The organism is Pelomonas dachongensis (genome assembly GCF_043555865.1).
Classification (GTDB): domain Bacteria; phylum Pseudomonadota; class Gammaproteobacteria; order Burkholderiales; family Burkholderiaceae_C; genus Pelomonas; species Pelomonas dachongensis.
Genome location: NZ_JBIGHY010000001.1, coordinates 638,190 through 664,852 on the forward strand (window position 1 = coordinate 638,190; position 26,663 = coordinate 664,852).

Annotated in this window: 24 protein-coding genes; 19 read left to right on the forward strand and 5 right to left on the reverse strand. The window is 69.6% G+C overall.

Annotated elements, in window-relative coordinates:
- Positions 1 to 2: 2 nt before the first annotated feature.
- From ACG02S_RS03110 to ACG02S_RS03120, 3 genes are all read left to right on the forward strand, one after another.
- A complete protein-coding gene (locus tag ACG02S_RS03110; RefSeq protein ID WP_394468980.1) occupies positions 3 to 692 on the forward strand; it encodes a phosphatase PAP2 family protein in 690 nt (229 codons plus the stop codon).
- A gap of 114 nt (positions 693 to 806) precedes the next feature.
- Positions 807 to 1,058 carry an acyl carrier protein gene (locus ACG02S_RS03115; protein ID WP_394468981.1) on the forward strand — a complete coding sequence of 84 codons (252 nt, stop codon included), beginning with the start codon at positions 807 to 809 and terminating at the stop codon, positions 1,056 to 1,058.
- Positions 1,055 to 2,257 (forward strand): beta-ketoacyl-[acyl-carrier-protein] synthase family protein, encoded by a 1,203-nt coding sequence (locus ACG02S_RS03120; RefSeq protein ID WP_394468982.1) that lies wholly within the window; start codon positions 1,055 to 1,057, stop codon positions 2,255 to 2,257. The genes ACG02S_RS03115 and ACG02S_RS03120 overlap by 4 nt, the downstream gene beginning before the upstream one ends.
- 144 nt (positions 2,258 to 2,401) lie before the next feature.
- Here the strand turns inward: ACG02S_RS03120 and ACG02S_RS03125 are convergent, their stop codons facing one another.
- Together ACG02S_RS03125 and ACG02S_RS03130 are read right to left on the reverse strand one after the other, a co-directional pair.
- Positions 2,402 to 2,752, reverse strand: coding sequence for an RNA recognition motif domain-containing protein (locus ACG02S_RS03125; protein ID WP_394468983.1), 351 nt, complete (start codon positions 2,750 to 2,752; stop codon positions 2,402 to 2,404).
- Between the two features lie 105 nt (positions 2,753 to 2,857).
- Positions 2,858 to 3,067 (reverse strand): hypothetical protein, encoded by a 210-nt coding sequence (locus tag ACG02S_RS03130; RefSeq protein WP_394468984.1) that lies wholly within the window; start codon positions 3,065 to 3,067, stop codon positions 2,858 to 2,860.
- 328 nt (positions 3,068 to 3,395) lie between these two features.
- Here ACG02S_RS03130 and ACG02S_RS03135 point away from each other — a divergent pair, with 328 nt between their 5' ends.
- From ACG02S_RS03135 to ACG02S_RS03150, 4 genes are all read left to right on the forward strand, one after another.
- Positions 3,396 to 4,208, forward strand: coding sequence for a ParB N-terminal domain-containing protein (locus ACG02S_RS03135; protein WP_394468985.1), 813 nt, complete (start codon positions 3,396 to 3,398; stop codon positions 4,206 to 4,208).
- 142 nt (positions 4,209 to 4,350) lie between these two features.
- The gene (locus ACG02S_RS03140; protein ID WP_394468986.1) at positions 4,351 to 4,701 is read left to right on the forward strand and encodes a hypothetical protein; all 351 of its coding nucleotides are present in this window, start codon (positions 4,351 to 4,353) and stop codon (positions 4,699 to 4,701) included.
- 143 nt (positions 4,702 to 4,844) lie between these two features.
- Positions 4,845 to 6,974, forward strand: a complete 2,130-nt coding sequence (locus ACG02S_RS03145; protein ID WP_394468987.1) for a TonB-dependent siderophore receptor — start codon at positions 4,845 to 4,847, stop codon at positions 6,972 to 6,974.
- 16 nt (positions 6,975 to 6,990) lie between these two features.
- Positions 6,991 to 8,160: an acetyltransferase domain-containing protein gene (locus ACG02S_RS03150; RefSeq protein WP_394468988.1), complete on the forward strand. Its 1,170-nt coding sequence runs from the start codon at positions 6,991 to 6,993 to the stop codon at positions 8,158 to 8,160.
- On the opposite strand, the gene ACG02S_RS03155 is transcribed toward ACG02S_RS03150, so the two are convergent.
- Together ACG02S_RS03155 and ACG02S_RS03160 are read right to left on the reverse strand one after the other, a co-directional pair.
- Positions 8,147 to 9,598: an aminotransferase-like domain-containing protein gene (locus ACG02S_RS03155; protein ID WP_394468989.1), complete on the reverse strand. Its 1,452-nt coding sequence runs from the start codon at positions 9,596 to 9,598 to the stop codon at positions 8,147 to 8,149. The genes ACG02S_RS03150 and ACG02S_RS03155 overlap by 14 nt on opposite strands.
- Positions 9,598 to 10,182 carry a LysE family translocator gene (locus ACG02S_RS03160; protein ID WP_394468990.1) on the reverse strand — a complete coding sequence of 195 codons (585 nt, stop codon included), beginning with the start codon at positions 10,180 to 10,182 and terminating at the stop codon, positions 9,598 to 9,600. Before ACG02S_RS03160 ends, ACG02S_RS03155 begins: the two co-directional genes overlap by 1 nt.
- Positions 10,183 to 10,689: 507 nt before the next feature.
- On the opposite strand from ACG02S_RS03160, the gene dgoD reads away from it, so the two are divergent.
- The 12 genes from dgoD (at position 10,690) to ACG02S_RS03220 (ending at position 23,720) form a co-directional block, all read left to right on the forward strand.
- Complete coding sequence (dgoD, locus tag ACG02S_RS03165) at positions 10,690 to 11,838, forward strand: galactonate dehydratase (protein ID WP_394468991.1); 1,149 nt, start codon at positions 10,690 to 10,692, stop codon at positions 11,836 to 11,838.
- Positions 11,838 to 12,746 carry a 2-dehydro-3-deoxygalactonokinase gene (locus ACG02S_RS03170; protein ID WP_394468992.1) on the forward strand — a complete coding sequence of 303 codons (909 nt, stop codon included), beginning with the start codon at positions 11,838 to 11,840 and terminating at the stop codon, positions 12,744 to 12,746. Before dgoD ends, ACG02S_RS03170 begins: the two co-directional genes overlap by 1 nt.
- A 2-nt stretch (positions 12,747 to 12,748) precedes the next feature.
- A complete protein-coding gene (locus ACG02S_RS03175; RefSeq protein ID WP_394468993.1) occupies positions 12,749 to 13,366 on the forward strand; it encodes a 2-dehydro-3-deoxy-6-phosphogalactonate aldolase in 618 nt (205 codons plus the stop codon).
- Positions 13,367 to 13,401: 35 nt separating this feature from the next.
- Positions 13,402 to 15,792: a beta-galactosidase gene (locus tag ACG02S_RS03180; RefSeq protein WP_394468994.1), complete on the forward strand. Its 2,391-nt coding sequence runs from the start codon at positions 13,402 to 13,404 to the stop codon at positions 15,790 to 15,792.
- Entirely contained in the window at positions 15,789 to 16,682 is an 894-nt protein-coding gene (locus ACG02S_RS03185; RefSeq protein ID WP_394468995.1) for an SMP-30/gluconolactonase/LRE family protein, read from the forward strand. The genes ACG02S_RS03180 and ACG02S_RS03185 overlap by 4 nt, the downstream gene beginning before the upstream one ends.
- Before the next feature lie 21 nt (positions 16,683 to 16,703).
- Positions 16,704 to 17,678 (forward strand): arabinose ABC transporter substrate-binding protein, encoded by a 975-nt coding sequence (locus ACG02S_RS03190; protein WP_394469299.1) that lies wholly within the window; start codon positions 16,704 to 16,706, stop codon positions 17,676 to 17,678.
- Positions 17,675 to 19,189: an L-arabinose ABC transporter ATP-binding protein AraG gene (gene araG, locus ACG02S_RS03195; RefSeq protein WP_394468996.1), complete on the forward strand. Its 1,515-nt coding sequence runs from the start codon at positions 17,675 to 17,677 to the stop codon at positions 19,187 to 19,189. Before ACG02S_RS03190 ends, araG begins: the two co-directional genes overlap by 4 nt.
- 2 nt (positions 19,190 to 19,191) lie before the next feature.
- A complete protein-coding gene (gene araH, locus ACG02S_RS03200; protein WP_394468997.1) occupies positions 19,192 to 20,184 on the forward strand; it encodes an L-arabinose ABC transporter permease AraH in 993 nt (330 codons plus the stop codon).
- Positions 20,168 to 21,349 carry a glycosyl hydrolase 53 family protein gene (locus tag ACG02S_RS03205; RefSeq protein WP_394468998.1) on the forward strand — a complete coding sequence of 394 codons (1,182 nt, stop codon included), beginning with the start codon at positions 20,168 to 20,170 and terminating at the stop codon, positions 21,347 to 21,349. Before araH ends, ACG02S_RS03205 begins: the two co-directional genes overlap by 17 nt.
- Complete coding sequence (locus ACG02S_RS03210) at positions 21,346 to 22,113, forward strand: SDR family oxidoreductase (protein ID WP_394468999.1); 768 nt, start codon at positions 21,346 to 21,348, stop codon at positions 22,111 to 22,113. The genes ACG02S_RS03205 and ACG02S_RS03210 overlap by 4 nt, the downstream gene beginning before the upstream one ends.
- Positions 22,110 to 23,063, forward strand: a complete 954-nt coding sequence (locus ACG02S_RS03215) for a LysR family transcriptional regulator (RefSeq protein ID WP_394469000.1) — start codon at positions 22,110 to 22,112, stop codon at positions 23,061 to 23,063. Before ACG02S_RS03210 ends, ACG02S_RS03215 begins: the two co-directional genes overlap by 4 nt.
- A gap of 225 nt (positions 23,064 to 23,288) precedes the next feature.
- Positions 23,289 to 23,720, forward strand: coding sequence for a hypothetical protein (locus tag ACG02S_RS03220; RefSeq protein WP_394469001.1), 432 nt, complete (start codon positions 23,289 to 23,291; stop codon positions 23,718 to 23,720).
- Positions 23,721 to 24,520: 800 nt separating this feature from the next.
- On the opposite strand, the gene ACG02S_RS03225 is transcribed toward ACG02S_RS03220, so the two are convergent.
- Positions 24,521 to 26,458: an AsmA family protein gene (locus ACG02S_RS03225; RefSeq protein WP_394469002.1), complete on the reverse strand. Its 1,938-nt coding sequence runs from the start codon at positions 26,456 to 26,458 to the stop codon at positions 24,521 to 24,523.
- Positions 26,459 to 26,663 lie beyond the last annotated feature (205 nt).

Consider the following 26,663-nt stretch of genomic DNA (forward strand, 5'->3'; position numbering starts at 1 on the left):
CCATGAACCGACCCACCTCCCTGCCTGTGGCCATCTCCCCCACCCCGGACTGGTGGGCCGACCTGCGTGAACGGTTCTGGCGCCTGCTGCCCCTGAAGGCGATCGGCATCAGCGCCTTCATGTGGCTTTTCTTCGTCGGCTATTTCCACACCTTGCGCCATCCGGCTTACCCGGTGTTCGAGATGCCCCGCACGAGCCTGGACGCCCTGGTGCCGTTTCAACCCGAAGCGCTGCTGGTGTATGGCTCCCTGTGGTTCTACGTGGGCATTGCCCCCGGGCTGCTGCTGCGCTTGCGCGAACTCGTGGTCTACGGGCTGTGGGCGGCCGCGCTGTGCGGTTGCGGGCTGTTCTTCTTCTACTTCTGGCCCACGGCCGTGCCAGCGCCCGACGTGGACGTCAGCGCCTATCCCGGCTTCGCCGTCTTGCAGGGGGTGGATGCCGCCGGCAACGCCTGCCCCTCGCTGCATGTGGCAACCGCCGTCTTCACCGCCATCTGGGTCGATCGGCTGATGCGCCTCGTGCGCGCGCCGGGCGCCTGGCGCTGGGCCAATGTGATTTGGGTGCTGGCCATCGCCTGGTCCACCGTTGCCATCCGGCAGCATGTGGTGCTGGACGCGCTGGCGGGTGCGGCGCTTGGCACCGCCCTGGCGGCGTTATCGCTCTGGCTCAGCCCCTGGATCGGGCGTCGCTAGCATCTGGTAGCGAGCAGATATCATCGGAAGGATGCCGAAAGTGACCAGGCGAGGGGCCGTGGACGCCGCCAGAACGCGGCGGCAGAGGCAAAAAACAACGACGAAAGTGTCAGCATGAGCTCGCTCAACGAACTGCAAGAACTCATTCACAAGAAATACGGACTGGCGCCTGAGGCGCTTGATCCCCATGCGTCCATGCGCGCCAGTGGCGTCGATTCCCTCGCGCTGGTGGAGTTCGTCTTCGATGTGGAAGATAAGTACGGCATCTCCATTCCCGACAACATCGCGGAGCTCGACACCCTCGCCGAGCTGGCCGAGCTGGTGGATCGGTTGAGGGCAGCGGAGCCCGCTGCAGCCGCCCAGTGAGCGAGGTTTTCGTTTCGGGCCTGGGGGTCGTGTCGCCTCACGGCGACGACGCCGAGGCCCTGTTCGCCGCCCTGCTGCGGGGTGAATCTGCCGTTCGGCCGATCTTCCCCGAGCTTGCCCGTCCTGCCGCGGCCGCTGCGGTCTCGTTCGACGAGACGCGCTGGTTCAACAAGTTGCAGCTGGCGGGGGTCGACCGCGTCAGCCAGATGGCCGTGGCTGCGGCGAGCCTGGCGCTGGACGATGCCGGCGGGCTGGGTGGCACCGATCCCGAGCGGGTGGGCGTCTACGTGGGCTGCGGCATGGGCGGCGCTAACGCCCTGGACCTGGCCTACCGCAGCGGCGGGCGCGTGCCGCCGCTCACCATCCCGGCCTACATGCCCAATGCGCCGGCGGCGCACGTGGCCCTGCGCCATGGCGTCAAAGGCCCGGTCCTCACGTACTCGGTGGCCTGTGCGTCATCGTCGGTGGCCATCGCCGAAGCGGCCAAGGCCGTCAGGAACGGCGAGGTGGATGTGGCCATCGCCGGTGGCAGCGAGGCCTTGCTGGTGCCTGGCGTGATGATGGCCTGGCAGGCCATGATGACGCTGGCCAGCTTTGCGCCCGGCGAGGCCGCCACGGCGTGCCGCCCCTTCGCCAGCGACCGCAGCGGCTTTGTGCTCGGCGAGGGCGCCGCCTTCATGGTGCTGGAGTCGGCCGAGCGCGCCCGTGCGCGCAGCGCAAGGACGTATGCGCAACTGGCAGGTTGGGGCCTGAGCTGCGACGCATCGCACCTCACCAAACCCGATGTCAGTGGCCAGCAGCGCGCGCTGAAGACCGCCCTGCGCACGGCAGGCCTGCAGGCGAGCGACGTGGGTTACTGCAATGCCCATGGCACCGCTACCAAGGTGGGCGACAGCGTGGAAGCCGAGGCCTTGCGGGGCGTGTGGGGCCCGGCCATCGAGCAGCTGCAGGTCAGCTCCACCAAGGCGCTGCACGGCCACTTGCTGGGCGCCGCCGGCGCGCTGGAGGCCGTGGCGACCGTGCTGGCGTTGCGCCACCGGCAGTTGCCACCCAACGCGAATTGCGCGAATCCCGATAGCGCGCTCGGTTTGCGGCTGGTCTCGCCCGCCAGCTCGTCGACGCCTGAGCTGCGGGCTGCGATGAGCAGTTCCTTCGCATTCGGCGGCACCAATTCGGTGCTGTTGTTCACGTCCGACTAGCGAACGCGCCGGCCTGCGGCTGATGCGGCGTTCGCCGTCGCGCGACGCGTTGCTGGGCCCGCCGGACGTGCGTGGTTCGCCGAAGTCGACGGGCGTAAAAAAACCGGCTCCGCAGAACCGGTTTTCAGCAGAAGCTGCAGGCGCTCAGTAGCGGCCGCCGCCGAAGCCGCCGTTGCCGTAGCCGACGTCCGGGCGGTTGCTGGCGCGGTAGCCGGTGGGGCTGTAGGCACCCGGTGCGCTGCGCTCCTCACGGGGCCGTGCCAGGCTCACGACGATGGCGCGGCCGTCGACCGACATGCCGTGCAAGGCCTTGATGGCAGCCTGTGCGGCGTCGGCCGAGGTCATCTCCACGAAGCCGAAGCCCTTGGACTGGCCGGTGTCACGGTCCATCATCACCCGGGCCGAGGACACGCCACCGAACTCGGCGAAGTTGCTCTTGAGGCTGGCGTCGGTGACGGAATAGGGCAGGTTGCCCACATAAATCTTGCTGCTCATGGATGAGCCTTTCTTTGAGACAGGGCGCATCGTCGCGATGCAGGCGTGCGAACCGGGCGTCCGCAGGTGATGGAAATCTGGCTGGGGTCTGCGGCGGGCCGCACTTCAGCGCGAGGAAGGGGTGGGCATGCAGGTCTGCAGCCAGCCCTGGGTGACCGCGAACACGCGGGCGGCATGGCGCGACGCGAACGTCGTGTCGAACCGGAACACCCGGCGGCAACTGCCGTCGCCTGGGGAGCGCTGGACTTCGAAAGAGGCGCGGAAGCGGCCGCAATCGGTCGGGTGTGTCGCGGGCGAAACGACGTAGGCGCCCATGGCGATGGCAGTGTTTTGAATGAGGGTCAATCAGGGGCGCAGGCGGACATCAACCTGCAGGAGCTGGGAAGCTCACTTGGCGGCACCGCCACCGTCAGAGACGACGGGGTGTCGCGAAACTCGGACAGCAAGGCTGCGTTGGGAGCGCAGCGCACGTCACGAGGCAAGCACGGATTATACGTTTGCCGGAATTTTCGCCCGCTTCAATATGATTTTCGGTTGTAAACGGCGCGTGGCGCGGTGGAGGCCGGGACGCCGCCTGCCTGCGCCCCCATGGAGTGCTCTCTAGAATTCGCCCCCCCTTTTCCGCTCTCTGCATCCGGTCGTCATGGACATCGTCGTCAACGAAGAACTCAAGGCCTACATCGACCCGTTGACGCCGGAGGAGCACGAAGCGCTGGAGCGCAGCATCCTCGCCGAGGGCTGCCGCGATGCGTTGGTGCTGTGGGGCCACGTGCTGGTGGACGGTCACAACCGCTACGGCATCTGCCGCAAGCACGGCCTGCCGTTTCAGACGGTGCAGAACACGCGCTTCCATTCGATGGAAGACGTGCACCTGTGGATGATCGACCAGCATCTGGGCCGGCGCAGCATTTCGGATTTCCAGCGCGGGGTGCTGGCGCTGCGCAAACGCGAGATCGTCGCGGACCGGCGAGCGCGCAGCGTGCCGCCGCCCGAGAGCGCGGTGCCCGACGTGCCTCCGGCGTCTACGGCCGATGCGCCCCCGGCCGACGAGGCGCTGCAGACGCGCGAGGCGCTGGCGAAGGCCGCGCGGCTGAGCAGCAGCCAGGTAGTGTTGATCGAGAAGATCCAGAAGCAGGGCGCGCCCGAACTGGTGGCGGCCGTGAAGGCCGGCGCGGTGTCCATCAGCGCCGCTGCGGCCGTGGCGACCTTGCCGGCGCAGGAGCAGGCGGCGGCTGCGAGCGGCGGTGCCGAGGAGCTGAAGCAAGCGGCCAAGCGGGTGCGCGAGTCCAGGCGCCGGGCGCCTGCTGCCGAGTCAGCCCCGGATGCCGCCGCAGCGCTGCCGGTCTCGGCCACGCCCGAGCCGGCGCTGGAGGCGCTGCGCCAGCGCGTCGCCGCGCTGGAGGCGGAGAACGCGGCGTTGAAGCAGGAACTGGCTGCGCTGCGGGCGAACGCGTAGCCAAGTCGCTTGGCCACGCCCTTCCGGCGGGACCCGCCGCCACGGGACGCTGCGGCAAAATGCGGGCCGCGCGATTGACGCGCTTGCCTCCTGATCTCCCCGCGCCGCGCGCGCGGGCGTGCCGATGCCCTTGACCCGTTCCGTGCTCCGTCCCTGGCTGCTGATGCTGCTGCTGGCCTGCAGCCTGCTCGGCCGGCCGCTGCATGAGAGCTGGCACATCGCGCACGGCGAGGGCGATAGCGCCTGGGCCGCCAGCGCGGCTGCGGAGCACGGCAGCGAGGACGGCAACGGCAACGGCGAGGGTGACCAGCAGCAACCCGGCGACGGCTGCGCATGGTGCCTGTTCCACCTGCAGGCCACCCTGCCCGGCGCGACGCCGATGCCGGGTCTTGCGAAGGGCGAGGGTGTCGAGCGCCACGCGGCGCTGCGATACGGATTGCCGGTCGGCCATTGCACCAGCGCGGCAGAGGCCCGCGGGCCGCCGCGGGGCTGACAGGCTTTCAACGCCCGGCGGATCTCCGCCGGTGCTCGCCCTGACGGCGCGCAATCACGCGCGCCGCTGCAGCCATTTCCGCTCACGTCGACGCCAGCGCCCCCGGCCTGTGCGCGCCGCCGTGAGCCCGCCGGTTTCCTCTGATGACCTTCGATTTCCTCGCGCGAGCCCGCGCTTGCTGCACCTTGCCGCGCCACCTCGCCCTGCTCGCCTGCTGCTGCATATCGCCCTGGCACGCGCATGCCGACGAACCCGCCACCCTTGACCCCGTCACCGTGCGCGGCGAAGGACAGCCCTATCGCACGCTGTTCGTGTCCGGCGCGATGAAGACCGACACGCCCGCGCGCGACCTCGCGCAGAGCGTGCGAGTGCTGTCGGCCGGACTTCTGGGCGATGCCGGCGTGACCCGGCTGGACCAGGCATTGGACCTTGGCAGCGGCGTCTCGCGCCAGAGCAACCTGGGCGGCCTGTGGGACAGCTACGCGATGCGCGGCTTCACCGGCGACCCCAACTTCGGCTCCGACTTCCTCGTCAACGGCTTCAACTACAGCCGCGGCTACAACGGCCTACGCGACACGGCGAACGCTGCTGCGGTGGAGGTGCTGAAGGGCCCGGCCTCGGCGCTGTACGGCCGCGGCGAACCCGGAGGCACCGTCAACATCACGACCAAAAGGCCGTTGTTCGTGCCCGAGCGGGTGGTAGAGATGTCCGCCGGCAGCCACGACACCTACCGCGCCACGGCTGACCTGACCGGCCGCTTGAGCGAGCGGCTGGCCTACCGGCTGAACGTAGCGCAAGGGCAGGCGGGCAGCCTGCGCAATCTAGTCGAGTCCGAGCGCACGCTCGTGGCGCCGTCGCTGCTGTGGATGCCCGGCGCCGACACGACGGTGTCCTACGAGCTGGAGTACGCGCGGCAGCAGGCCACGTTCGACCGTGGCGTCGTCGCCGTGAAGGGGCGGCTGGGCGAGGTGCCGCGCAGCGCGTTCTACGGCGAGCCCGGCGATGGACCGGCCACCATCGAGGCGCTGGGCCACCAGCTGTTCGTGCAGCATCACTTCAACGACGACTGGTCGCTGCAGGCTGGCCTGAGCCACCGCCGCAGCTCGCTGGGTGGCACGTCCACGGAGGCGCGCTTTCTGCAGGCCGACGACCGCACGCTGACGCGGCAGCGCCGCACGCGCGACAACGCGGCGCTGGACCTCTCAGGCCGCGTCGAGCTGCTGGGCAAGGTGCAGGCTGCCGGACTGCGCCACCACCTGCTGGTGGGTGTGGACGCGTATCGCTTCGTCGACGATCGTGAGCAGTACCGCGCCGCCACGTCCACGCCCATCGACATCCACGCGCCGGTCTACGGCGCGGCGCCGTCGGCGATGACGCTGAACACCTGGACACGCGAGACCCAGCGCGCGCTGGCCTTCTACGCGCAGGACCAGATCGACCTGGGCGCGCAATGGAAGCTGTTGCTGGGCTTGCGCCACGACCGCTACGACCAGCGCCTGCTGAACCGCCGCAACGACGTGACGACGCAGCAGACGCTGGACGCGGTGTCACCGCGCGTGGGCGTGGTCTACCAGCCGGGGCGCTCGGTGTCGCTGTACGCCACCGCCGCGCGCAGCTTCCGCCCTAACAGCGGGGTCAGCCGCGCCTTCGAGTCCTTCCCGGCCGAACGCGGCCGCTCCATCGAGATGGGCGCCAAGTACGACACCGCGGACAGGCGCCTGTCGGCCACGCTCGCCGTGTACCGCATAGCCAAGAACCACGTGCTGACGCCTGACCCGACCGACCCGAACAACTTCTCGGTGGCCGCCGGCGAAGTGCAGAGCCAGGGCTTGGAACTGGACGTGGGCGGCGAGCTGGCGCGCGGCCTGCGGCTGTCGTTCGCCTATGCGTTCACCGACGCCATCGTGGTGCAGGACCACAACGCCTTCCTCGTCGGACGCCAGTTGGCGAACGTGCCGCGGCACAGCGGCAACCTGCTGCTGGTGCGGGCCTTCACGCTGGGCGGCTGGCGCGCGACCGCCGGCTTCGGGCTGACGCACGTGGGCCAGCGCGAAGGCGCCGTCGCGCCGCTGAGCGCGGCCGACGACTTCCGGCTGCCGGCCTACACGACGGTCAAGCTGCTGGGCAGCTGGCAGCCCGCGCCGGGCTGGCGTGTCGCGCTGGACGTGGCCAACCTGTTCGACCGCACGACGTATGCCAGCTCGTACAGCCAAGTCTGGGTGCAGCCGGGCGATGGCCGCCGCGCCACGCTGTCGCTGCGGCATGCGTTCTAACCGGGGAGGGCGGACGATGACGTCATCACTTGCGCAGCAGTCCCTCAGGCACGCACAGCGCATCACCTCCATCGACGCGCTGCGCGGCTTCGTGATGATCGTGATGCTGCTAGATCACGTGCGCGAGACCTTCTTCCTGCACCTTCAAGTCAGCGACCCGATGGCCGTGCCGGGCACGCAGCCCGAGCTGTTCTTCTCGCGGCTGGCAGCCCACCTGTGCGCGCCGGTGTTCGTGTTCCTGACCGGCCTGTCGGCCTGGCTGTACGCGCATCCGCCGCAGGGCGCGCAGCGCGACGTGCGCAGCTTCCTGCTCAAGCGCGGGTTGTTCCTTATCGCGCTGGAGTTGACGCTGGTGAACTTCGCCTGGAGCGGGCGCTACGAGGTGCTGTACCTGCAGGTCATGTGGGCCATCGGGCTGAGCATGCTCGCGCTGGCGCTGATGATTGCGCTGCCACGCGGTGTGCTGCTGGCGCTGGGGCTGCTGATCGTCGCCGGTCACAACGCGCTGGCCGGTGTGCACGTGGCGCCGGACAGTCCCTGGCATGGCCTGTGGACCGTGCTGCTGCAGCGCGGCTGGCTGGCGGAAGCGGGCATCGTGCGCGTGCGGCTCAGCTACCCGGTGCTGCCGTGGATCGGCGTCATCTTGCTGGGCTGGTGCTTCGCGCCGGTGTTCGCCGCCTCGGTGGCCGCGGCGCGGCGGCGTGCGCTGCTGCTGACCACCGGCGCCGCGTGCCTGGCGCTGCTGGTGCTGCTGCGAGGCTTGAACCTGTACGGCGAGAACGCGCCGTGGCAGCCCGGCACGACGGCGCTGCAGACGGCGATGTCGTGGCTGAACTTCACCAAGTACCCGCCGTCGCTGGACTTCCTGCTGCTGACACTGGGCACGGGCCTGCTGCTGCTGGCCGCGCTGGAACGGGCCGACAACGCGTTCACGCGCGTCTTCACGACGTTCGGCGGCGCGCCGATGTTCTATTACGTGCTGCACCTGTACGTGCTGCTGCTCGGGTACCGCGCCGCGCTGCGGCTGTGGGGCCCCAACCAGGGCACGCGCTTCGGCGTGGCCGCCGATCAGTTTTGGCTGATCTGGGTCGTCTGGCTGGCGATGCTGCCGCTGCTGTACGTGCCCGTGCGGGCGTTCGGGCGCTTCAAGCGGCGCTCGACGCAGGCGTGGGTCAAGTACTTCTGACGCCGCAGCGCGCCCGTTCCAGCGCGCGCTGCGTGCTGGTGGCGGCGCCCAGCTGCTCGCGCAGGTACTGCGCCAGCCGCGGCGGCTGCGCGAACGCGACGTTGAAGCGGATGTGCGCGTCGCGAGCGCCGTCGGCCGCGAACGTGGCGCCGCGCACCAGCAAGATGCCGTGGCGGAATGCATCCTTGACGACCGCGTCCACATCCGTGCCCGCCGGCAGCGCGCCCCACAGGAACATGCCGCCTTCGCCGGGGTGGTCCAGCAGCACGCCGGCGTCGCGCAGCTGCTGCGTGGCGCCTCCGCGCGCCTGGGCCAGGCGCTGCTGCAGGCGGTCCAGGTGCTTGCGCCAGCGGCCGGCGGCCAGCACCTCCAGCAACACGCATTCGTTCAGCGTCGCGGTGGTCAGCACCGACAGGATCTTCTCGCGCATCAGCGCCTTCAGCAGCGCCGGCTCGGCCGCCATGTAGCCCAGCCGCAGCGCCGGGCTCATGGCCTTGCAGAAGCTGGAGTAGTAGATGACGCGGTCCAGCCCCGACAGCTGCGCCAGGCGCGTTGGCGCGCCGGGGTGAAAGTGCCCCTGCACGTCGTCCTCGGCGATCAGCAGGTCCTGCCGTTGCGCCAGCATCAGCACGCGGTGCAGGTTGGCGGCGGTGCTCCCCCAGCCGGTCGGGTTGTGCAGCACGCTCTGGAGGAACAACAGCCGCGGGCGGTGCTGGGCGCAGGCGGCGTCGAGCTGATCCAGGTCGATGCCGTCAGGCCGGCGCGCCACCGGCAGGATGCGCACACCGGCCTGGCGCAGCCGGTCGAACAGCAGGAAGTAGCCGGGCGTCTCCACCGCCACCGCGTCACCGGGGCGCAGGAAGGCGCGGCAGATCAGGTCGATGGCCTGCGTGCCGCCGTAGGTGGTCAGTACGCGGCCGGCATCGACCGCAATGCCCTGACTGCGCATCAGCATCGCGATGCGTTCGCGCAGCTCGGGCAATCCTTGCGGCGGGCAGCGCGCGGCCATGCCGGCGCTGGCGCGCGCGAGGCCGCGCTGCACTGCGGCAGCCGGGATGGCGTCTTCCAGCCACGCCGCTGGCAGCGCACCGCTGCTGGCCAGCAGCACGCCGGCCTTCTGGTCGTTGGCCTGCTGCGCCAGCCACACGGACTCCTGCTCCTCGCCCGCCTCGACGCGCGCGGCGTCGGGCATCGCGTCGGCCGTGCCGTCGGCGACGAAGAAGCCCGCCGTGCCGCGCGAGTCGATGAGCCCGTCGGCGACCAGCCGGTCGTAGGCCGCGACGACGGTGTTGGGGCTGACGCCCAGCCGCGTCGCCAACTGGCGGATGGAGTTCAGCCGCGCACCGGGCGGCAGCTGCGTGCTGGTCATCAGCGCGCGCAGGCGCTGCTCGATCTGGTCGGCCAGCGGGGTGGAAGAGGCGCGGTCCAGCGAGAACATCAGCGAAGCAGCATGAGCGCCAGCACGGCGAGGGAGGCGGCCATGATGGCATTGAAGACGCGGCGCCGCCCCGAGCTCTTCAGGAAGCGGCCGATCCAGCTGCCGAACAGTGCCCACATCGACACGCACGGAAAGCCGATCAGCGCGCCCACCCCGCTCACCACCAGCGCGCCCTGCACGAGGCCCAGGCTCGGCGGCATGAAGACGGACGCCAACGTGACGGCCTTCAGCCAGCTCTTGGGATTCACGGCCTGGAACAGCGCCGCCTCGGCGAAGCGCAGGCGCTCGGGCGGGCGGTCCTGCGCGGCGCCGGCGCCTGCCAGCTTCCAGGCCAGCACCAGCATGTAGACCGTGCCCGCCAGCTTCAGCGCGGCATGCAGTAGCGGCCAGCGGGTGAACAGCACACCCAGGCCCAGGCAGGTGACGAACGTCTGAACCGCGCCGCCCGCGTTGATGCCCAGGATAGCCGGCAGCGTGCGCCGATAGCCGTGGTGCGCGCCGCTGGCCACCAGCATCATGTTGTTGGGGCCGGGCGTTCCGGACATCAGCGCGCAGTAGGTCAGCAGGGGCAGCAGCTCGTTCATGCCCCGCATTGCAGCGGTCGGCGGCCCGCCGGCCAAGGCACAGCACCCGCGGCGCGCAGCCGTGCTGTATCAGTGGCGTGGCACGTACAGCCGCGCCGGGCCCAGAAAAGACAAAACCCGCAGGGCAGGCCGTGCGGGTTGGATCGTGGTGGCGCCCTCGGGCGCCGCAGCCGTCAGCTCAAGCGGCGCTGGCGCCGAATCGGGTGACGGTCACTTCGCTCAATTGGGCCACGACGGCCACGACGGCGAAGACGAGAGCGGTGATCAGCAGTTCCATTTCATTTCCCTTTGCTTCTTTGTTGATACAGCTGCACTATAAGGGTTACTACCAGTGATGTCTAGGGTTAACCCTTGTTTTTTGGAGGGGTGTCATGAATGGGTCGCACGGGGTGGATAGCCGGTGCCGGTACATATATGAACTTTGCATAGTTGAAGGGAGAGAAACGATATTTCCTGGCTAGATGCCGCTCCTAAGCTCCCGCCCGTCCCTGAACGACCCTCTAGCTCATGCGAATCACCAAGCTGACGACCTACCGTGTGCCCCCGCGGTGGATGTTCCTGAAGATCGAAACCGACGAAGGCGTGGTCGGCTGGGGTGAGCCCGTCATCGAGGGCCGGGCGCGTACCGTCGAGGCGGCCGTGCACGAGCTGTCCGAGTACCTCGTGGGCCAGGACCCGTCGCGCATCAACGACCTGTGGCAGGTCATGTACCGCGCCGGCTTCTACCGCGGCGGCCCCATCCTGATGAGCGCCATCGCCGGCATCGACCAGGCGTTGTGGGACATCAAGGGCAAGGTCATGAACCAGCCCGTGTACGAGCTGCTGGGCGGTCTGGTGCGCGACAAGATGAAGGTGTACTCCTGGGTCGGCGGCGACCGCCCGGCCGATGTCATCCGCGACATCAAGCGCCTGCGTGAAGGTGGCTTCGACACCTTCAAGATGAACGGCACCGAGGAGCTGGCCATCGTCGACAGCGCCCGCAAGGTGGACGAGGCCGTGGCCCGGATCGCCGAGATCCGCGAGGCCTTCGGCAACGACATCGAGTTCGGCATCGACTTCCACGGCCGTGTGGCCGGGCCCATGGCCAAGCCGCTGCTGAAGGCGCTCGAACCGTATCGCCCGCTGTTCGTCGAGGAGCCGGTGCTGGCCGAGCAGGCCGAGCAGTACCCGCGACTGGCCGAGTACACCAGCATCCCGCTGGCGGCCGGCGAGCGCATGTTCTCGCGCTTCGACTTCAAGCGCGTGTTCCAGGCCGGTGGCATCTCCATCGTGCAGCCCGACCTGTCGCATGCCGGTGGCATCACCGAGTGCTTCAAGATCGCATCGATGGCCGAGGCCTACGACGTCGCCTTCGCGCCGCACTGCCCGCTGGGCCCGGTGGCGCTGGCGTCCTGCCTGGCGGTGGACTTCGTCTCCCACAACGCCGTGCTGCAGGAGCAGAGCATGGGCATCCACTACAACAAGGGTGCCGAGCTGCTGGACTTCGTGACGAACAAGGACGACTTCCGCATCGAGAACGGCTTCATCAACCCGCTGCGCAAGCCGGGCCTGGGCGTCGAGATCGACGAGGAGCGCGTCATCGAGGCCAGCAAGACCGCGTCTGACTGGCGCAACCCGGTCTGGCGCCATGCAGACGGCAGCGTCGCTGAATGGTGATGGCGCAGGCACGCCTGATCGCCCTCGACTGGGGCAGCACCCGTTTGCGCGCGTTCCTGCTGGGTGACGGCGGCGAGGTGCTGGCCACGCGCCAGTCCAACGACGGTGCGGCCACGCTGAGCGGCGCGGATGCTTACGCGGGTGCGCTGGCGGATCTCGTCGGCGACTGGCGCGCCGACCACCCCGGCATCAGGCTTCTCGCCTGCGGCATGGTGGGCAGCCAGTACGGCTGGCGCGAGGCGGCCTATGTGCGCTGCCCGGCCGATGCCGCGGCGCTGGCCGACCAGCTGCTTCAGGTGGACGGCGCCTTGAGCATCGTCCCCGGTCTCGTCGACGATGCGGCCCAGCCCGATGTCATGCGCGGCGAGGAGACGCAGATCGTCGGCGCGCTGGCGCTGCGGCCTGAACTTGCCGACGACGCACTGTTGGTGCTGCCGGGCACGCATTCCAAGTGGGCGCGCGTGAAGGACGGCCGCGTGACGGGCTTTGCCACGCACATGACCGGCGAGCTGTTTGCCCTGCTGCGCCAGCACTCGGTGCTGAACCGCTTGATGCCCGCCGACGGCAGCTCGCCGGCGTCGCCCGAGGCCTTCCTGAAGGGCGTGGACGCGGCGCGGGAAGAGGGCGGCCTGGCCCACCAGCTGTTCGCCGTGCGCACGCTGGGCCTGTTCAAGCAGCTGGGTGCCGAGCAACTGCCCGACTACCTCTCCGGCCTGCTGATCGGCCACGAAATCGCCAGCGAGTTGCGTGCTGTGACGCCGGCGCGCATCGCCCTGGTCGGCGACCCGGCGCTGTGCGCGCGCTACGCGCAGGCGCTGGTGCACCTCGGCCAGCCCGAGCCGCTGCTGCTCGACAACACCGCGCCCGCCGGCCTTTGGGCCCTGGCGCAAACCATGAATCTGACCTGAACATGCTCGACGCCGCCTTCAAGCAACTCCCCCTCGTCGCCATCCTGCGCGGCGTCAAGCCCGAAGAGGTCGAAGCCATCGCCGACGCGCTGTACGCCGAGGGCTTTCGTGTCATCGAAGTGCCGCTGAACTCGCCCAACGCGCTGGACAGCATCGGCCGCGTTGCGCGTCGCATGCCGGCGGATGCCGTCGTCGGCGCCGGCACGGTGCTGAGCGTCGAGGCGGTGGCCGAGGTGGAAGCGGCGGGTGGCAAAGTCATCGTCATGCCGCATGCCGACGTGGAAGTCATCCGCGCGGCCAAGGCGCGCGGCCTGTTCTGCGTGCCGGGCGCGGCCACGCCCACCGAGGCGTTTGCCGCCATCCACGCCGGCGCGGACGCGGTCAAGCTGTTCCCTGCCGAGCTGGTCACGCCCACGCTCGTGAAGGCCATGCGCGCCGTGCTGCCCAAGGACCTGCGCCTGCTGCCGGTTGGCGGCATCACGCCCGACAACATGGGCCCGTACGTGAAGGCCGGCGCTGCCGGCTTCGGCCTGGGCTCGGCGCTGTACAGCCCGGGCCTCAGCGCGGCCGACGTGGGCCAGCGCGCCCGTGCCTTCGTGCAGGGCTGGCGCGCGCTCTGACGCCCACCCACAAAACAACGACCGGAGACAAACCGATGAACCGCATGCTCATGCTGAGCGCTGCGCTGTTGCTGGCCGCACAGACGGCCGGCGCGGACACGCTGCTGAAGCTGGATGCCCGCGCCGGCGCGCCGGCGCCGACAACCGGCCACATCAAGATGGGCACGGCGGTCTCGCCCAAGGGCGTCACGCTGGCGGCCAACAACCAGTACCTGCTGAAGGACGGCAAGCCCTGGCTGCCCGTCATGGGCGAGTACCACTTCACCCGCGCGCCCGCATCGCAATGGGACGCGCAGCTGCGGCTGATGAAGGCCGCGGGCATCGACATCGTCGCGACCTACGTGTTCTGGAACCACCACCAGGAGCAGCCCGGCGCGTTCAACTGGAAGGGCAACCACGATCTGCGTCGCTTCGTGAAGCAGGCCCAGGCCGCCGGCCTGCAGGTCGTTGTGCGCCTGGGCCCGTGGTGCCACGGCGAGGCGCGCTATGGCGGCATTCCCGACTGGGTGGTGGACGCCATGCCCACGCGCGGCAACGACCCCGAGTACCTGGGTCACGTCGAGAAGCTCTACGCCGAGATCGGCAAGCAGATCCAGGGCCTGCTGTTCAAGGACGGCGGCCCCGTCGTCGGCGTGCAGCTGGAGAACGAATACAACCTGCGCGGCGACGGCTACGGCGAGGCCCACATCAGCGAGCTGAAACGGCTGGCGATCAAGGCCGGCATGGACGTGCCGCTGTACACCGTGACCGGCTGGGACGGCGCGGTCTACCCGTCCGGCGAGGTCATCCCGGTGTTCGGCGGCTATCCGGACGAGCCGTGGTCGCGTCAGACCAAGGAAATGGCGCCGAAGGAGACGCACGCGTTCCGTTTCGACACCCGCGTCAGCGGCGACCTGGGCGCGCAGACCAAGGCGCACGGCAAGGGCACGGCCGAGACCGACAAGGACAAGGTGCCGTTCTTCGGCGCCGAGTACGGACCCGGCCTGCCGGCCATGTACCGCCGCCGCACGCTGGTGTCGCCGGACGACATCGCCGCCATGCTGCCGGTGCAGATCGGCTCCGGCGTCAACCTGCTGGGCTACTACATGTTCCACGGCGGCCGAAACCGCGTCGGCGCGGGCGGCACGGGCCTGGAGGAAAGCACGCTCAGCGGCGGCTACAACGACACGCCGCGCATCAGCTACGACTTCCAGGCGCCGCTGGGCCCGGACGGCCAGCAGCGCCCGGTGCTGACCAAGCTGCGCCCGTTCCACTACTTCCTGCGCGACTACGGCGCGCAGCTCGCCACGATGACGGTGCGTCAGCCCGAGCGCGCGCCCGCCAGCCCGGCCGATCTGCAGACGCCGCGCTGGTCCGTTCGCGCAGCAGGCGACAGCGGCTTCCTGTTCTTCAACAACCACGTGCGCCAGTACGACATGCCGGTTCAGAAGGCCGTGCAGTTCGAGGTGCAGCTGCCCGGCGGCGCGCTGAAGCTGCCGAGCAAGCCGGTGGACATCGCCAACGGCGCGTACTTCATCTGGCCGCTGAACATGGACCTGGACGGCGTGAAGCTGCGCTACGCGACGGCGCAGCCGGTGGCGCGCCTGGACGCCGGCGCGCAGGGCATCGTCCATGTGTTTGCGCCCACGCCCGGCGTGGAGGCCGAGTTCGCGCTGGCCGACGGCGTGAAGGCGATGACGTCGAACGGCGGCCAGCTGATGGCCGTCGGCAAGGCCGGCGCGCGCACGGTCAGCGTGCTGCTGCTGTCGCAGGAAGAAGTGGGCCAGTTGCAGATCCTGGACATCGCCGGCCAGCGCCGGCTGGTGTTCAGCGACCAGCAGGCCTGGGTGGAGGGCGGCAAGCTGCAGCTGCGCGGCCTGGCGACAGAGCCGCTGCATGCGGCGGTCTTCCCCGCGCTGGCCAAGCCCAAGGCCGCCGGCCTGCAGGTCAGCCAGGACGGTCCGCTGCAGCATCTGCTGTTCAAGCCCGAAGGCAGCGAGCCGGCCGTGCAGGTCAGCCAGACACGCCCCGCCCGCACCGCGCCGCCCATCCGCATAGGCGGCCACGCCAACGCGGCCGTGCAGCCCATTCCCGAGGCGTTCGCCAACGCGGCCAGCTGGTCGCTGAAGCTGCCCAAGCAGCTGGCACCCCAGGCCGAGGACGTGCTGCTGGAGCTGGACTTCGTCGGCGACATCGGCCGCGTGTTCGCCGGCACGACGATGCTGGACGACTGGTACTACAACGGCCAGAAGTGGCAGATCGGCCTGAAGCAGTTCGCGCTGAAGCCCGGCGCCACGCTGAAGCTGACCGTGCTGCCGCTGCGGGCCGATGCGCCCATCTACATCGACGCCGCCCACCGCCCGAAGTTCGCCGATGGCCAGGCTCAGGTCGCGGAGCTGCGCGGCGCGCGCCTGCTGCCCATCCGCCGCGCCGCGATCGCCCCATGACCGACGTGCAGCTCGAACTGGCGTTGCCGCAATCCGCCACGCTGGGTGAAGGCCTGCTGTGGCAGGCGGGTCGCTGGTGGTGGACCGACATCCAGGGCGCCACGCTGAACGCTTGGCGGCCCGGCGAGGCCGAGGCGCTGTCGTGCAAGCTGCCGGACCGGCTGGGCAGCTTTGCGCACTGCCGCTCCGGGCGCGTGCTGCTGGGCCTGGCCAAGCGCATCGCACTGGCCACGCTGGGCGACGATCTGGAACTGGGCCAGCTGCAGACGCTGGCAGCCGTGGACGCGGCCGAGTCGCGCACGCGCGTCAACGACGGTCGCACCGACCGGCGCGGCTTCTTCGTGTTTGGCACGCTGAACGAGGCGCGCGAGAAGCGGCCCATCGCCAGCTTCTATCAGTATTCGCTGCCGCACGGCCTGCGTCGCCTGGCGCTGCCGGCGGTGGCCATTGCCAACAGCATCTGCTTCAGCCTGGACGGCCGCACGATGTACTTCTGCGACTCGCTGAGCCGGCGCATCCAGCAGTGCGACTACGACGCCGAGAGCGCCGGCGTGGAAAACCTGCGCCCCTTCGTGCAGATGGACCAGGACGGTGCCGAGCCCGACGGTTCGGTTATCGACGCGGAGGGTTGTTTGTGGAACGCGCAATGGGGCGTCGGCCGTGTGGCACGCTACGACCCGCAAGGGCGGTTGATGGCGGCCTACACCGCCCCGGCCGCCCAGACGAGCTGCCCGGCCCTGGGCGGCGAAGGCGGCGACCAGCTGCTGGTCACCACCGCCCGCCAGGACATGAGCCGCGAGGCGCTGGCCGCGCAGCCGCTGTCCGGCAGCCTGTTCGGCCTGCGCCTTCCCCGGGCGCTGGCGGTTGAAGACACCTTGTTTGACGATTGAGACGGAGACGACGACATGACGATGCAACGACGCACCATCCTGAGCCTGGCCCTGGCGGCCGCCCCCTTCGCGGCGCGTGCAGCCGGCCCAGTCAAGGTGGGCTTTCTCGTCAAGCAGGCCGAGGAACCCTGGTTCCAGGACGAATGGCGCTTCGCTGAAGCAGCCGCCAAAGACAAGGGCTTCACGCTCGTCAAGATCGGCGTGCCCAACGGTGAGAAGACGATGGCCGCCATCGACAACCTGGCGGCGCAGAAGGCTGTCGGCTTCGTCATCTGCGCGCCCGACGTGAAGCTGGGCGTGGCCATCAACCGCGCCGCCAAGCGCCACAAGCTCAAGGTCATGTCCGTGGACGACCAGCTCGTCGACGGCGCCGGCAAGCCCATCGCCGACATCCCGCACATGGGCATCTCGGGCTACGAGATCGGCAAGCAGGTCGGTCAGGGGCTGCTGGCCGAGATCAAAGCGCGCGGCTGGAAGCTCGACGAAGTTGGCGTGCTGCGCGTGGCCTACGACCAACTGCCCACCGGCCGTGACCGCACGATGGGCGCCGCCGACGCGCTGAAGGCCGGCGGCGTGCCGGCCGGCAACGTCATCGACGCACCGCAGGCCAAGACCGACACCGAGAGCGCCTTCAACGCCGCCAACATCGCGTTCACGAAGAACGCCAAGTTCAAGAAGTGGGTCGCCTTCGGCCTGAACGACGAAGCCGCGCTGGGCGCCGTGCGCGCCGGCGAAGGCCGTGGCATCAAGCAGGACGCGATGCTGGCCATCGGCATCGGCGGCAGCCAGACCGCGCTGAACGAGTTCACCAAGCCCACGCCCACGGGCTTCTTCGGCACGGTGCTGATCAGCCCCAAGCGCCATGGCTACGAGACGGCCGCGATGGTCTTCGAGTGGGCGACGCAGGGCAAGGCACCGCCGCCCGTCACGCTGACCAGCGGCATCCTGATGACGCGCGCCAACCAGGCCGAGATCCGCAAACAGATGGGCCTGTGATGTCGTCTTTGCAGTTCGACAACATCAGCAAGGTCTTCCCGGGCGTCAAGGCGCTGAACGGGGTCAGCTTTGAAGCGCGGCCAGGGCAGGTCATGGGCCTGCTGGGCGAGAACGGCGCGGGCAAGAGCACGCTGCTGAAGATCCTGGGCGGCCAGTACAAGCCCGACGGCGGCCGGCTGCTGATCGACGGCCAGGAGCGCCACTTCACGTCCGCCGGCGATGCCATCGCCGCCGGCGTGGCCATCATCCACCAGGAGCTGCAGTACGTGGCCGAGCTGACGGTGGCCGAGAACGTGCTGCTGGGCCGCCTGCCCACGCGCTTCGGGCTGGTGGACCACAAGGCCGCGCGCCGCCTGGTGGCCGAGCAACTGGCCAACATCGGCGTGGAACTGGACCCGGCCGCGCGGTTGTCGGACCTGTCGATTGCGCAGCGCCAGATGGTGGAGATCTGCAAGGCGGTCATGCAGGACGCCAAGGTCATCGCGTTCGACGAACCCACCAGCAGCCTGTCGCACCGCGAGACGGAGATCCTGTTCCGCCTCGTCAAGCGCCTGCGTGCCGAGGGCCGCACGCTGATCTACATCTCGCACCGGCTGGAAGAGCTGTATGCGCTGTGCGACGCCTGCACCATATTCCGCGACGGCCGCAAGATCGTCACGCACGAGGTCATGGCCGACGTGCCGCGGGACCGCCTCATCAGCGACATGGTGGGCCGCGAGGTGAAGGACATCTACGACTACCGCAGCCGCCAGCAAGGCCCTGTGCGGCTGGAGGCCCGTGACCTGCGCAGCGACCGCCTGCCCGAGCCGCTGAGCTTCGCGATGCGTGGCGGCGAGGTGCTGGGCTTCTTCGGCCTGGTGGGTGCCGGCCGCAGCGAGCTGATGCGGCTGCTGTACGGGGCTGATGCGCGCCGCGGCGGCGAGGTGCTGCTGGACGGCCAGACCGTGCGCGCCACCAGCCCGGCCGACGCCATCGCGGCCGGCATCGTGCTGTGCCCCGAGGACCGCAAGGAGCAGGGCATCCTGGCGCACAGCTCGGTGGCCGAGAACATCAACATCAGCTGCCGCCGCCACGGCCTGGCCGGCGGCGTGTTCCTGCGCCACGGCCAGGAGCAGCAGCGCGCGGACGACTTCATCAAGAAGCTGCGCATCAAGACGCCGCACCGCGAGCAGGAGATCCGCCTGCTGTCCGGCGGCAACCAGCAGAAGGTCATCCTGGCGCGCTGGCTGGCCGAGCCGGGGCTCAAGGTGCTGATCCTCGACGAGCCCACGCGCGGCATCGACGTGGGCGCCAAGAACGAGATCTACAAGATCATCCACGACGTGGCCGCCTCGGGTTGCTGCGTCATCGTCATCTCCAGCGAACTGCCCGAGGTGCTGGGCATCTCCGACCGCCTCATCGTCATGCGTGACGGCCGCATCAGCGGCGAACTGTCCCGCGCCGACGCCAGCGAGACCGCTGCACTCGCGCTGGCCCTGCCTGATGGCGCACCCGCTGCCGCCGTCCATTGATCATGAACACGACCACCCAAACATCCGCCGCCGCGCCCAGCTCCGCCATGAACAACAAGTCCCGCGCCCTGCTGAAGGAGCACAGCATGACGCTGGGCTACCTGGTGCTCTTCACCGTGCTGGCCTTCACCGTCGAGAACTTTTTCTCGTCGGCCAACATCGTCGGCCTGCTGCTGTCGGTCGCGCAGATCGGCATGGTGGCCTGCACCATGATGTTCTGCCTCGCGTCGCGTGACTTCGACCTGTCGGTGGGCTCCACCATTGCCTTCGCCGGCGTGCTGGGCGCGATGGTGCTGGAGAGCACCGGCAGCGTGCCCACCGCCATCGGCGCCGGCCTGCTGGCCGGCGCGCTGATCGGCGCTGGCAACGGCGTGCTGATCGCCTACTTGCGCGTCAACGCGCTGATCGCCACGCTGGCCACCATGCTGATGGTGCGCGGTCTGGCATTCATCGCGTCGCAGGGCCAGGCGGTGGGCATCTCTGACGAGAGCTTCTTCGCCTTCGGCGACACCGTCGTGCTGGGCCTGCCGCTGCCGATCTGGATGACGACGATCTGTTTTGTCGTCTTCGGCGTGCTGCTGAACCACACCGTGTTCGGCCGCAACTCGCTGGCCATCGGCGGCAACCCCGAGGCCGCGCGGCTGGCGGGCGTGCGGGTCGAGCGGCTGCGCGTGTGGATCTTCCTGCTGCAGGGCGTCGTCGCGGCACTGGCCGGCCTGATTCTGTCGGCCCGCATCACCAGCGGCCAGCCCAACGCGGCCACCGGCTTCGAGCTGGACGTCATCTCCGCCTGCGTGCTGGGCGGCGTGTCGCTGGCCGGCGGCAAGGCGCGCATTTTCGGCGTCGTCATCGGCGTGCTCATCATGGGCACGGTCGAGAACGTGATGAACCTGCTGAACGTCGATGCGTTCTACCAGTATCTGGTGCGCGGCCTGATCCTGCTGGCGGCGGTGCTGCTGGACCAGCTGAAGAGCCGCGGTGAACGCCGTCATTGACCGTCGCACGCTGCTGACGGCGGCGCTCGCCGGCGCGCTGCCGGCAATGGCTCACGACAAGGCGCCGCTGCTGGCCGGCGGCGACATCTCGGCACTGACGTGGATGGAGAAGGCCGGCGCGGTCTACCGGGACCGTGACGGCCAACCGGGCGACTGCCTGGCGATCCTGAAGCGCTACGGCCACAACATCGCGCGCGTCCGGCTGTACGACACGACCGGTCCCGGCACCGGCAACGACGGCTGGTACTGGCCGCAGGGCTCGATGGACCTGCCCGATGTTTTGCGTCTCGCGCGCCGCGCCAAGGCGCAGGGCATGCAGATCCAGTTCAGCTTCCATTACAGCGACTTCTGGACCAACGGCAAAACGCAGGACCCGCCCACCGCGTGGCGCGCCGAACTGGCGAAGCTGCCCCACGACACGGCCCGCTTCGAGCGGCTGCTGGCGTTGGTGGCGGCGCGCACGCGCGAAGTCATGCAGGCGCTGGTGAAGCAGGGCACGGCACCCGAGTTCGTGTCGCTGGGCAACGAGATCGAGCACGGCCTGATGTACCCGTGGGGGCGTGCCACGCCCGAGAACTGGCCGCGCCTGGGCGCGCTGCTGAAGGCCGGCCACGACGCGGTGAAGGCCGTGCATCCGGCCGCCCAGGTCGTGCTGCACCTGGACGACGGTGGCAACGAGGCCAAATACGTCAACTGGTTCGACAGCGCCCGCGCGCAGGGCGTGACCTGGGATGTCATCGGCCCGTCCTACTACCCGTTCTGGACGCAGAAGACCGTCGCCCAGCTGACCGCCTTCTGCGACACGATCTCAGCGCGCTACGACAGCGACATGCTGCTGATGGAAGCCGGCTTCAACTTCTCGCCCACCCGGTCCGATGGCTGGCCGGGGCAGCTGGAAAACAACGGTCCCTACCCGGCCAGCATGAGCAGCCCTGAGGGACAGCGCGACTTCATGGTCGAGCTGTTCGAGGCCTGCCGGGCGCATCCGCGCGTGCTGGGCCTGCTGTACTGGGACCCGATCATGATCCACCGCCGCGGCGTCGGCTGGGCGCTGAAGGAGGACACGGGCGAGCCTGGGCCCAACGTCGTCTCCAACACCACGCTGTTCGACTTCCAGGGCCGGGCACTGCCGGTGCTGGACGTCTGGAAGCGCTACACGCAATGAGCCAGCGCTTGCAAGGGAAGGTCGCCCTGGTCACCGGTGCCACGCAGGGCATCGGCAAGGCCGTAGCTCAGCTGTTCGTCGCCGAAGGCGCCAAGGTCATCGTCAACGATCTGCGCGCGACACCGCAGAGCGAGGCGCTGCTCGCCGAGCTGGGCGATGGCAACGCGATGTTCGCCGCGGCCGACATCGCCGACGAGGCCGCGGTGCGGGCGATGGCCGCGCGTGGCGCGGAGCGCTTCGGCCGCATCGACGTGCTGATCAACAACGCCGGCATGAACGTGTTCGCCGAGCCGCTGGCCATGACCAGCGCGCAATGGCAGCGCTGCTTCGCGGTGGACCTGGAAGGCGCGCTGCATTGCAGCCGCGCGGTGTTGCCCGGCATGCTGGCGGGCGGTGGCGGCAGCATCGTCAACATCGCATCGGTGCACGGACATCGCATCGTGCCCGACGCGTTCCCGTATCCCGTCGCCAAGCACGCGCTGATCGGCATGACCAAGGCGCTGGGCATCCAGTACGCGGCGCGCAACGTGCGTGTCAATTCGATCTCGCCGGGATTGATCCTGTCCGAGCGCGTGGTCGAATGGCTGAACAGTGTCACGCCCGAGGAGCGGCAGCGTCAGATCGGCCTGCTGCCGCCCAAGCGCATCGGCGAGCCCCTCGAGGTGGCGTACACGGCGTTGTTCCTCGCCAGCGACGAGGCCCGCTTCATCAACGCGACCGACATCCTCATCGACGGCGGCCGCTCGCAGCTTTATCACGAATGACCGACCCTCGCTCCGACCGCTTTGTCCGCTCGCACCTGAAGACGCGGCAACTGGTGCTGCTGGTGGAGCTGGGGCGGCACGGGTCCATCCTGCATGCGGCGCAGGCCGCCCACCTGACGCAGCCGGCCGCTTCCAAGCTGCTGGCTGACCTGGAGCACGCGTTGGGCGTGAAGCTGTTCGAGCGCCTGCCGCGCGGCGTCTCGCCGACCTGGTACGGCGAGGTCATGATCCGCCGCGCCGGCGCCGCGCTGGCCGAGCTGGACGCCGGCCACCAGGAGGTCATGGAACTGCTGTCGGGCCTGGCGGGCCGCGTGTCGGTGGGCTCGGTGCTGACGCCGTCCGTCACGCTGCTGCCTGGGGCCGTCATCGCGCTGAAGGCACGCCAGCCGCGCGTGCACGTGGCCATCACGGTGGACACCAGCAAGCTGCTGACCCAGCAGCTGCAGGGCGGCGACCTGGACCTCGTCATTGGCCGCGTGCTGGACAGCGAGTCCGCCGCGCACCTGAGCTTCGAGCCACTGACCGACGAGCCGCACAGCCTCATCGTGCGCGCCGGTCACCCGCTGGCCGGCCGCAGCGACCTGCGTCTGCAGGAGCTGGCCCACCAGGCCTGGATCCTGCCGCCAGGCGGCAGCATCCTGCGCGACCGGCTGACCTCTCTGTTCCTGACAGCCGGCCTGGACCAGCCGCAGCAGGCCGTCGAGACGCTGTCGCTGCCGGTCGTCACGCGGCTGCTGGCGCAGTCCGACATGGTCGTCGCGCTGCCGCAGGAGCTGGTAAAGGGCTACCTGGAAACCGGCCAGCTCACCGTGCTGGACATCGACCTGGGGCTGCGCATGGACGCCTACGGCATCATCACGCGCCGCGGCCACCAGCTGTCACCCGGCGCCGAGCTGATGCTGACATGCCTGCGCGAGGAAGCCCAGCAGCTCGGCATCGGCCGCCGCTGACCTGCCACGCGGCCGGGCCGCACTGCGGCGTGCCTGGCAGCATGCCAGTGAGGTCTATGCATCGCCCGGCCATCCGTCGCGTGTCGCCCTGTCCTCGGCATGCCGTCCTACGGGCCGTCAGGCAGGGGGCTCACAGTCCGCAGTGCGAGCAGCGACGAACATCATGGCAAGAACACCCAGCGGAGACGCGTCATGTCAGTCACGGATTGTCCCCCTCGGCCCGCAGTGGAACCCACCGTCGCCGCCAGCCTGCTGATCTGCGTCGTCGGCACCGCCGAGGTCCTGCGGCGCTTCGACGACGAATTGCAGATGTTCCGCCGCGATGACATCAGCCTGTTGACTTGGCGGCTTGACGACGACTTTGGCGAGCCGCCGCCGGCCGCCGACTGGGCTGACGGTCTGATCGTGTTGAACTCCGACGTCTGGGCCGCCCCCACCGGCTGTGCGCGTCTGCAGGCGCTGCTAAAAATGGCCTGGCGCTGCGGACGCACGCTGGCTTTGTGCGGCGATGCGGTCAACACGCTCAGCGCGCTGGGTTTTGCCTCCGACGTGCCAGCTGAGGCCGAAGGGCTGTTCCTGTGCCCGCAGGCACCGTGCCGCGCGACGCTGGCCGAGTTCCTCGACGCCGTGCACGAGCAACCTCACCGCCGGCGCTGAGTCCTGCGGATCCGCTGACCGCCGCCGTTGAAGGCGGATTTTTTTCGGTGCGCCTCGCATGGCGCGTAGCGCCGTGACTGGCGCTGTCCGGCTCGCTGTGGTGGCGAGTGGGATGACTTGGGGGTGAACGTCCCCCACGGACCTCGATGATGGGAACCGTTAGCCGAACAGCAAGGGTGTCCGCCGCGAGGCGGAATCTGAAGGAAGCTGTACGCAAAGCTGTGGCCCGACGAACAGAAGCCGCACATGAGGCAGGCTCAGCTGGGCGAGGGAGCCGAAAGGCCCGAAGCCCAAAATCATCCGGAAGGTGAGCAAGTAGATGCGGCGGGTGTATGCAGTGAAGGTCGCGCGTCTTACCCTGGGAGACCTGTCAGCCTGCCCGATAGCGCTACCGGCGTCGCAAGGCGACGGGAGGGGCCGGCAGGGGGTAGCAGAGGCCGTAGTAGTCGCTGGGAGCCGCAGCGGCGAAGGGCCGACCCTGTCATGAGTGGACAGTCACGCGTGCTCTCTGGCATTGCAGGGCAGAAGTCTTGGCACGGGCCAAGAGCCACGGCAACCGCTGAGTCGAGGCAGGAAGTCTCGATGCGGTGCGGTGGTGCTCGATGCAAATCAGGCGACACGACGAACGAAACCAAGCTCGCTGGGCACCTCGTCCAGTAGACAGGAACCGACGTATGCCGAACGGCACGTACGGCGGTGTGGGAGGACGGAAGGGGGGGGCAACCCCTCCTCCTACTCGATCTCTGTCAGTCTCTTTAACTCAGCCCGTTCACTGAGCCCGTGCTCTCGACCGGTTTTTGTCAGCCCTTCACCGGCTTGGCTTCGGTCTGCGCACGGGCGGGCGGCGCCGGCTTGCGTGGCGACAGCGTGCAGTCCACCGGCGGCACGTCCTCGCCCGGGTCCACGAAGGCCAGCAGCGCGGCGGCCGGCGTGGCCAGCGCGCCCAGGGCGATCGCGGCGATGCCGCGCCCCGTCAGCTTCTTGCCTTCCAGCGCTACGCGCGGGTCGGACAGCGTGCCCTGCACGCGCACCGGCGCGCGCAGCGACAGCGGCGAGAAGTCCTTGGGCTGCGCTACCACGCGCAGGTCCAGGCTCTCGGTGGCCAGGCTGACGCGGCCGTCCAGGTCCAGACGGCTGTCGCGGTTGTCCACGACGGCCGTGCGCGGGCGCAGCACGCCGGCCTGGAAGCGGCCGTCCAGCCGCGCGCAGTGCAGCGGCAGGTTCTTGTCGCCGCGGAACAGCAGGCCCAGGCCCTGCGCGACGTCCAGCCCCACGGCCTCGGTCAGCAGGTGCGACACGCTGCCGTTCTCGATTCGCACGCGCACCGGCCCGTCCAGCGTGCCCAGCAGCGCAGCCATGCTGGCGCCGCGGCCCTGCACGTTGATGTCGCCCTGCATGCGGCCGGTGATGGGACTTTCGGTCAGCAGCTTGGCGTCCAGCTTGAGCCAGCGCTCCACCGCCATGCCGCGCACGCCGAGGTTGACGTGCCACAGCGGCGTGCCGCTGCGCGGGTCCAGCCGCACCTGGCCGCTTACCTCGCCCCCGGCAATGCCCGCGTTGAGGTAGTCCAGCGCCAGCACGCCGTCCTCCAGGATCACACTGACGTTGACGGGCGCCAGCGGCTCCAGCGCCTGGGTGCCCAGGTCCAGCTGGCTCAGCGCAACGGCCACCCGCGCGTCCATCATGTTCAGCGACGGGATGTCCAGGCGCCGGTCGGGCAGCACGCGGCCCTGCCGGCTGGGCTCCTGGTCCGCACCTACCACCGGGCCCAGATCGGCCAGGCGCAATGGACCGCCGCGCAGCATGCCGCTGAGCTGCGACCGGGCAGGACGGGTGTCGTAGGCGAAGTCACCGCCCAGGCGGCTCTCGCCGATGCGCGCCTTGATGCCGCGCAGCTGCCACACGCCGGACGCGTGCTGAAGCCGGCCCGCTAGCTCGAAATCGGGCGTGGTCGGCAGCGTCAGTCCAAAGGGCTTGCCCATGGCGGCGAGCGAGCGGCCGCGCACCTGCAGCTGGCCGTCCAGCGCGCGCGCGTCCAGCAGCGAGGCGGCCGTGCCGGCAAAGGCCAGCCGTTCGGGGCCGTGGGTCATCTCGGCGCGCAGCTTCACCGGTGGGTGACCGGCCTCAGGGCCGGACAGCAGCGCCAGACCCTGCTCGGCCTCCGCGTTCAGCTGGAGCTGCTGGCCACGCAGCGTGCCCAGCATGCCGGCCGTCCAGCGGCCGTCGGCCTGCGTAGAGAAGCGCGCGTCCGCCTTCAGCTGCAACGGCGCGTCGTCCATGCGCGCGGTGCCGTTGCGGATGATGAGTTCGTCGATGGTCGGAATCGGCGTGGGCTGACTGCGGTCGCGTCCGCTCGGCTTCATCTGCCAGGGCGTGCGTCCGGCGGCGTCACGCTGCCAGTCCAGCGCCAGCGATTCGGCCTGCACGCGCCTCAGCCGCAGCGCGTCGCCGTCGTAGTGCCAGCGCCAAAGGTCGCCCCAGCGCCAGGCCAGTTGCACGTCCCGCGCATCGAGCAGCGACTGACCGTCCGCCGCCAGCACGCGCAATTGTGTGGACTGCAACCGCGGGTTCCAGATCAGGTGCACGCGCGTGTCGCCGTCCACCTGCAGGCCGTGGCCGGCGCGCTCGGCAAGGCGCGCCGCGAGGCCGGGCCAGCCGGCCCAATCCGCCCACGCCATGCCAATCCCGAGTGCCAGCACCACGCCGCCAGCGGCCAGGGCGATAGTCTTCTTCTTCATGTCGCGATGCTGGGCACTGCGCGTGCCCGCGGGCGTGGGACGGTGGCGGCGGCCTCTGTAGGACGCGACCGGCCGCCCGGTCTTTTTCGGGCCTGTCGGCCTGGTCCGACACGCGGTCGGCGCCTGGACTGAAACACGCCGCGCCGGCCGACGTCCAAAGTTCAGCCATCGGCCTGTCAGGCCTCATTCCCCGCGAAAGGAAGCC

Coding starts and splice junctions, on each gene's coding strand:
- ACG02S_RS03145 (WP_394468987.1), top strand. CDS start 4,845: ATGACCTTCGATTTCCTCGCGCGAGCCCGCGCTTGCTGCACCTTGCCG.
- ACG02S_RS03130 (WP_394468984.1), bottom strand. CDS start 3,067: ATGGGCGCCTACGTCGTTTCGCCCGCGACACACCCGACCGATTGCGGC.
- ACG02S_RS03190 (WP_394469299.1), top strand. CDS start 16,704: ATGCAACGACGCACCATCCTGAGCCTGGCCCTGGCGGCCGCCCCCTTC.
- dgoD (WP_394468991.1), top strand. CDS start 10,690: ATGCGAATCACCAAGCTGACGACCTACCGTGTGCCCCCGCGGTGGATG.
- ACG02S_RS03170 (WP_394468992.1), top strand. CDS start 11,838: ATGGCGCAGGCACGCCTGATCGCCCTCGACTGGGGCAGCACCCGTTTG.
- ACG02S_RS03210 (WP_394468999.1), top strand. CDS start 21,346: ATGAGCCAGCGCTTGCAAGGGAAGGTCGCCCTGGTCACCGGTGCCACG.
- ACG02S_RS03150 (WP_394468988.1), top strand. CDS start 6,991: ATGACGTCATCACTTGCGCAGCAGTCCCTCAGGCACGCACAGCGCATC.
- ACG02S_RS03215 (WP_394469000.1), top strand. CDS start 22,110: ATGACCGACCCTCGCTCCGACCGCTTTGTCCGCTCGCACCTGAAGACG.
- ACG02S_RS03185 (WP_394468995.1), top strand. CDS start 15,789: ATGACCGACGTGCAGCTCGAACTGGCGTTGCCGCAATCCGCCACGCTG.
- ACG02S_RS03160 (WP_394468990.1), bottom strand. CDS start 10,182: ATGAACGAGCTGCTGCCCCTGCTGACCTACTGCGCGCTGATGTCCGGA.
- araH (WP_394468997.1), top strand. CDS start 19,192: ATGAACACGACCACCCAAACATCCGCCGCCGCGCCCAGCTCCGCCATG.
- ACG02S_RS03110 (WP_394468980.1), top strand. CDS start 3: ATGAACCGACCCACCTCCCTGCCTGTGGCCATCTCCCCCACCCCGGAC.
- ACG02S_RS03155 (WP_394468989.1), bottom strand. CDS start 9,598: ATGTTCTCGCTGGACCGCGCCTCTTCCACCCCGCTGGCCGACCAGATC.
- ACG02S_RS03175 (WP_394468993.1), top strand. CDS start 12,749: ATGCTCGACGCCGCCTTCAAGCAACTCCCCCTCGTCGCCATCCTGCGC.
- ACG02S_RS03180 (WP_394468994.1), top strand. CDS start 13,402: ATGAACCGCATGCTCATGCTGAGCGCTGCGCTGTTGCTGGCCGCACAG.
- ACG02S_RS03135 (WP_394468985.1), top strand. CDS start 3,396: ATGGACATCGTCGTCAACGAAGAACTCAAGGCCTACATCGACCCGTTG.
- ACG02S_RS03115 (WP_394468981.1), top strand. CDS start 807: ATGAGCTCGCTCAACGAACTGCAAGAACTCATTCACAAGAAATACGGA.
- ACG02S_RS03225 (WP_394469002.1), bottom strand. CDS start 26,458: ATGAAGAAGAAGACTATCGCCCTGGCCGCTGGCGGCGTGGTGCTGGCA.
- ACG02S_RS03125 (WP_394468983.1), bottom strand. CDS start 2,752: ATGAGCAGCAAGATTTATGTGGGCAACCTGCCCTATTCCGTCACCGAC.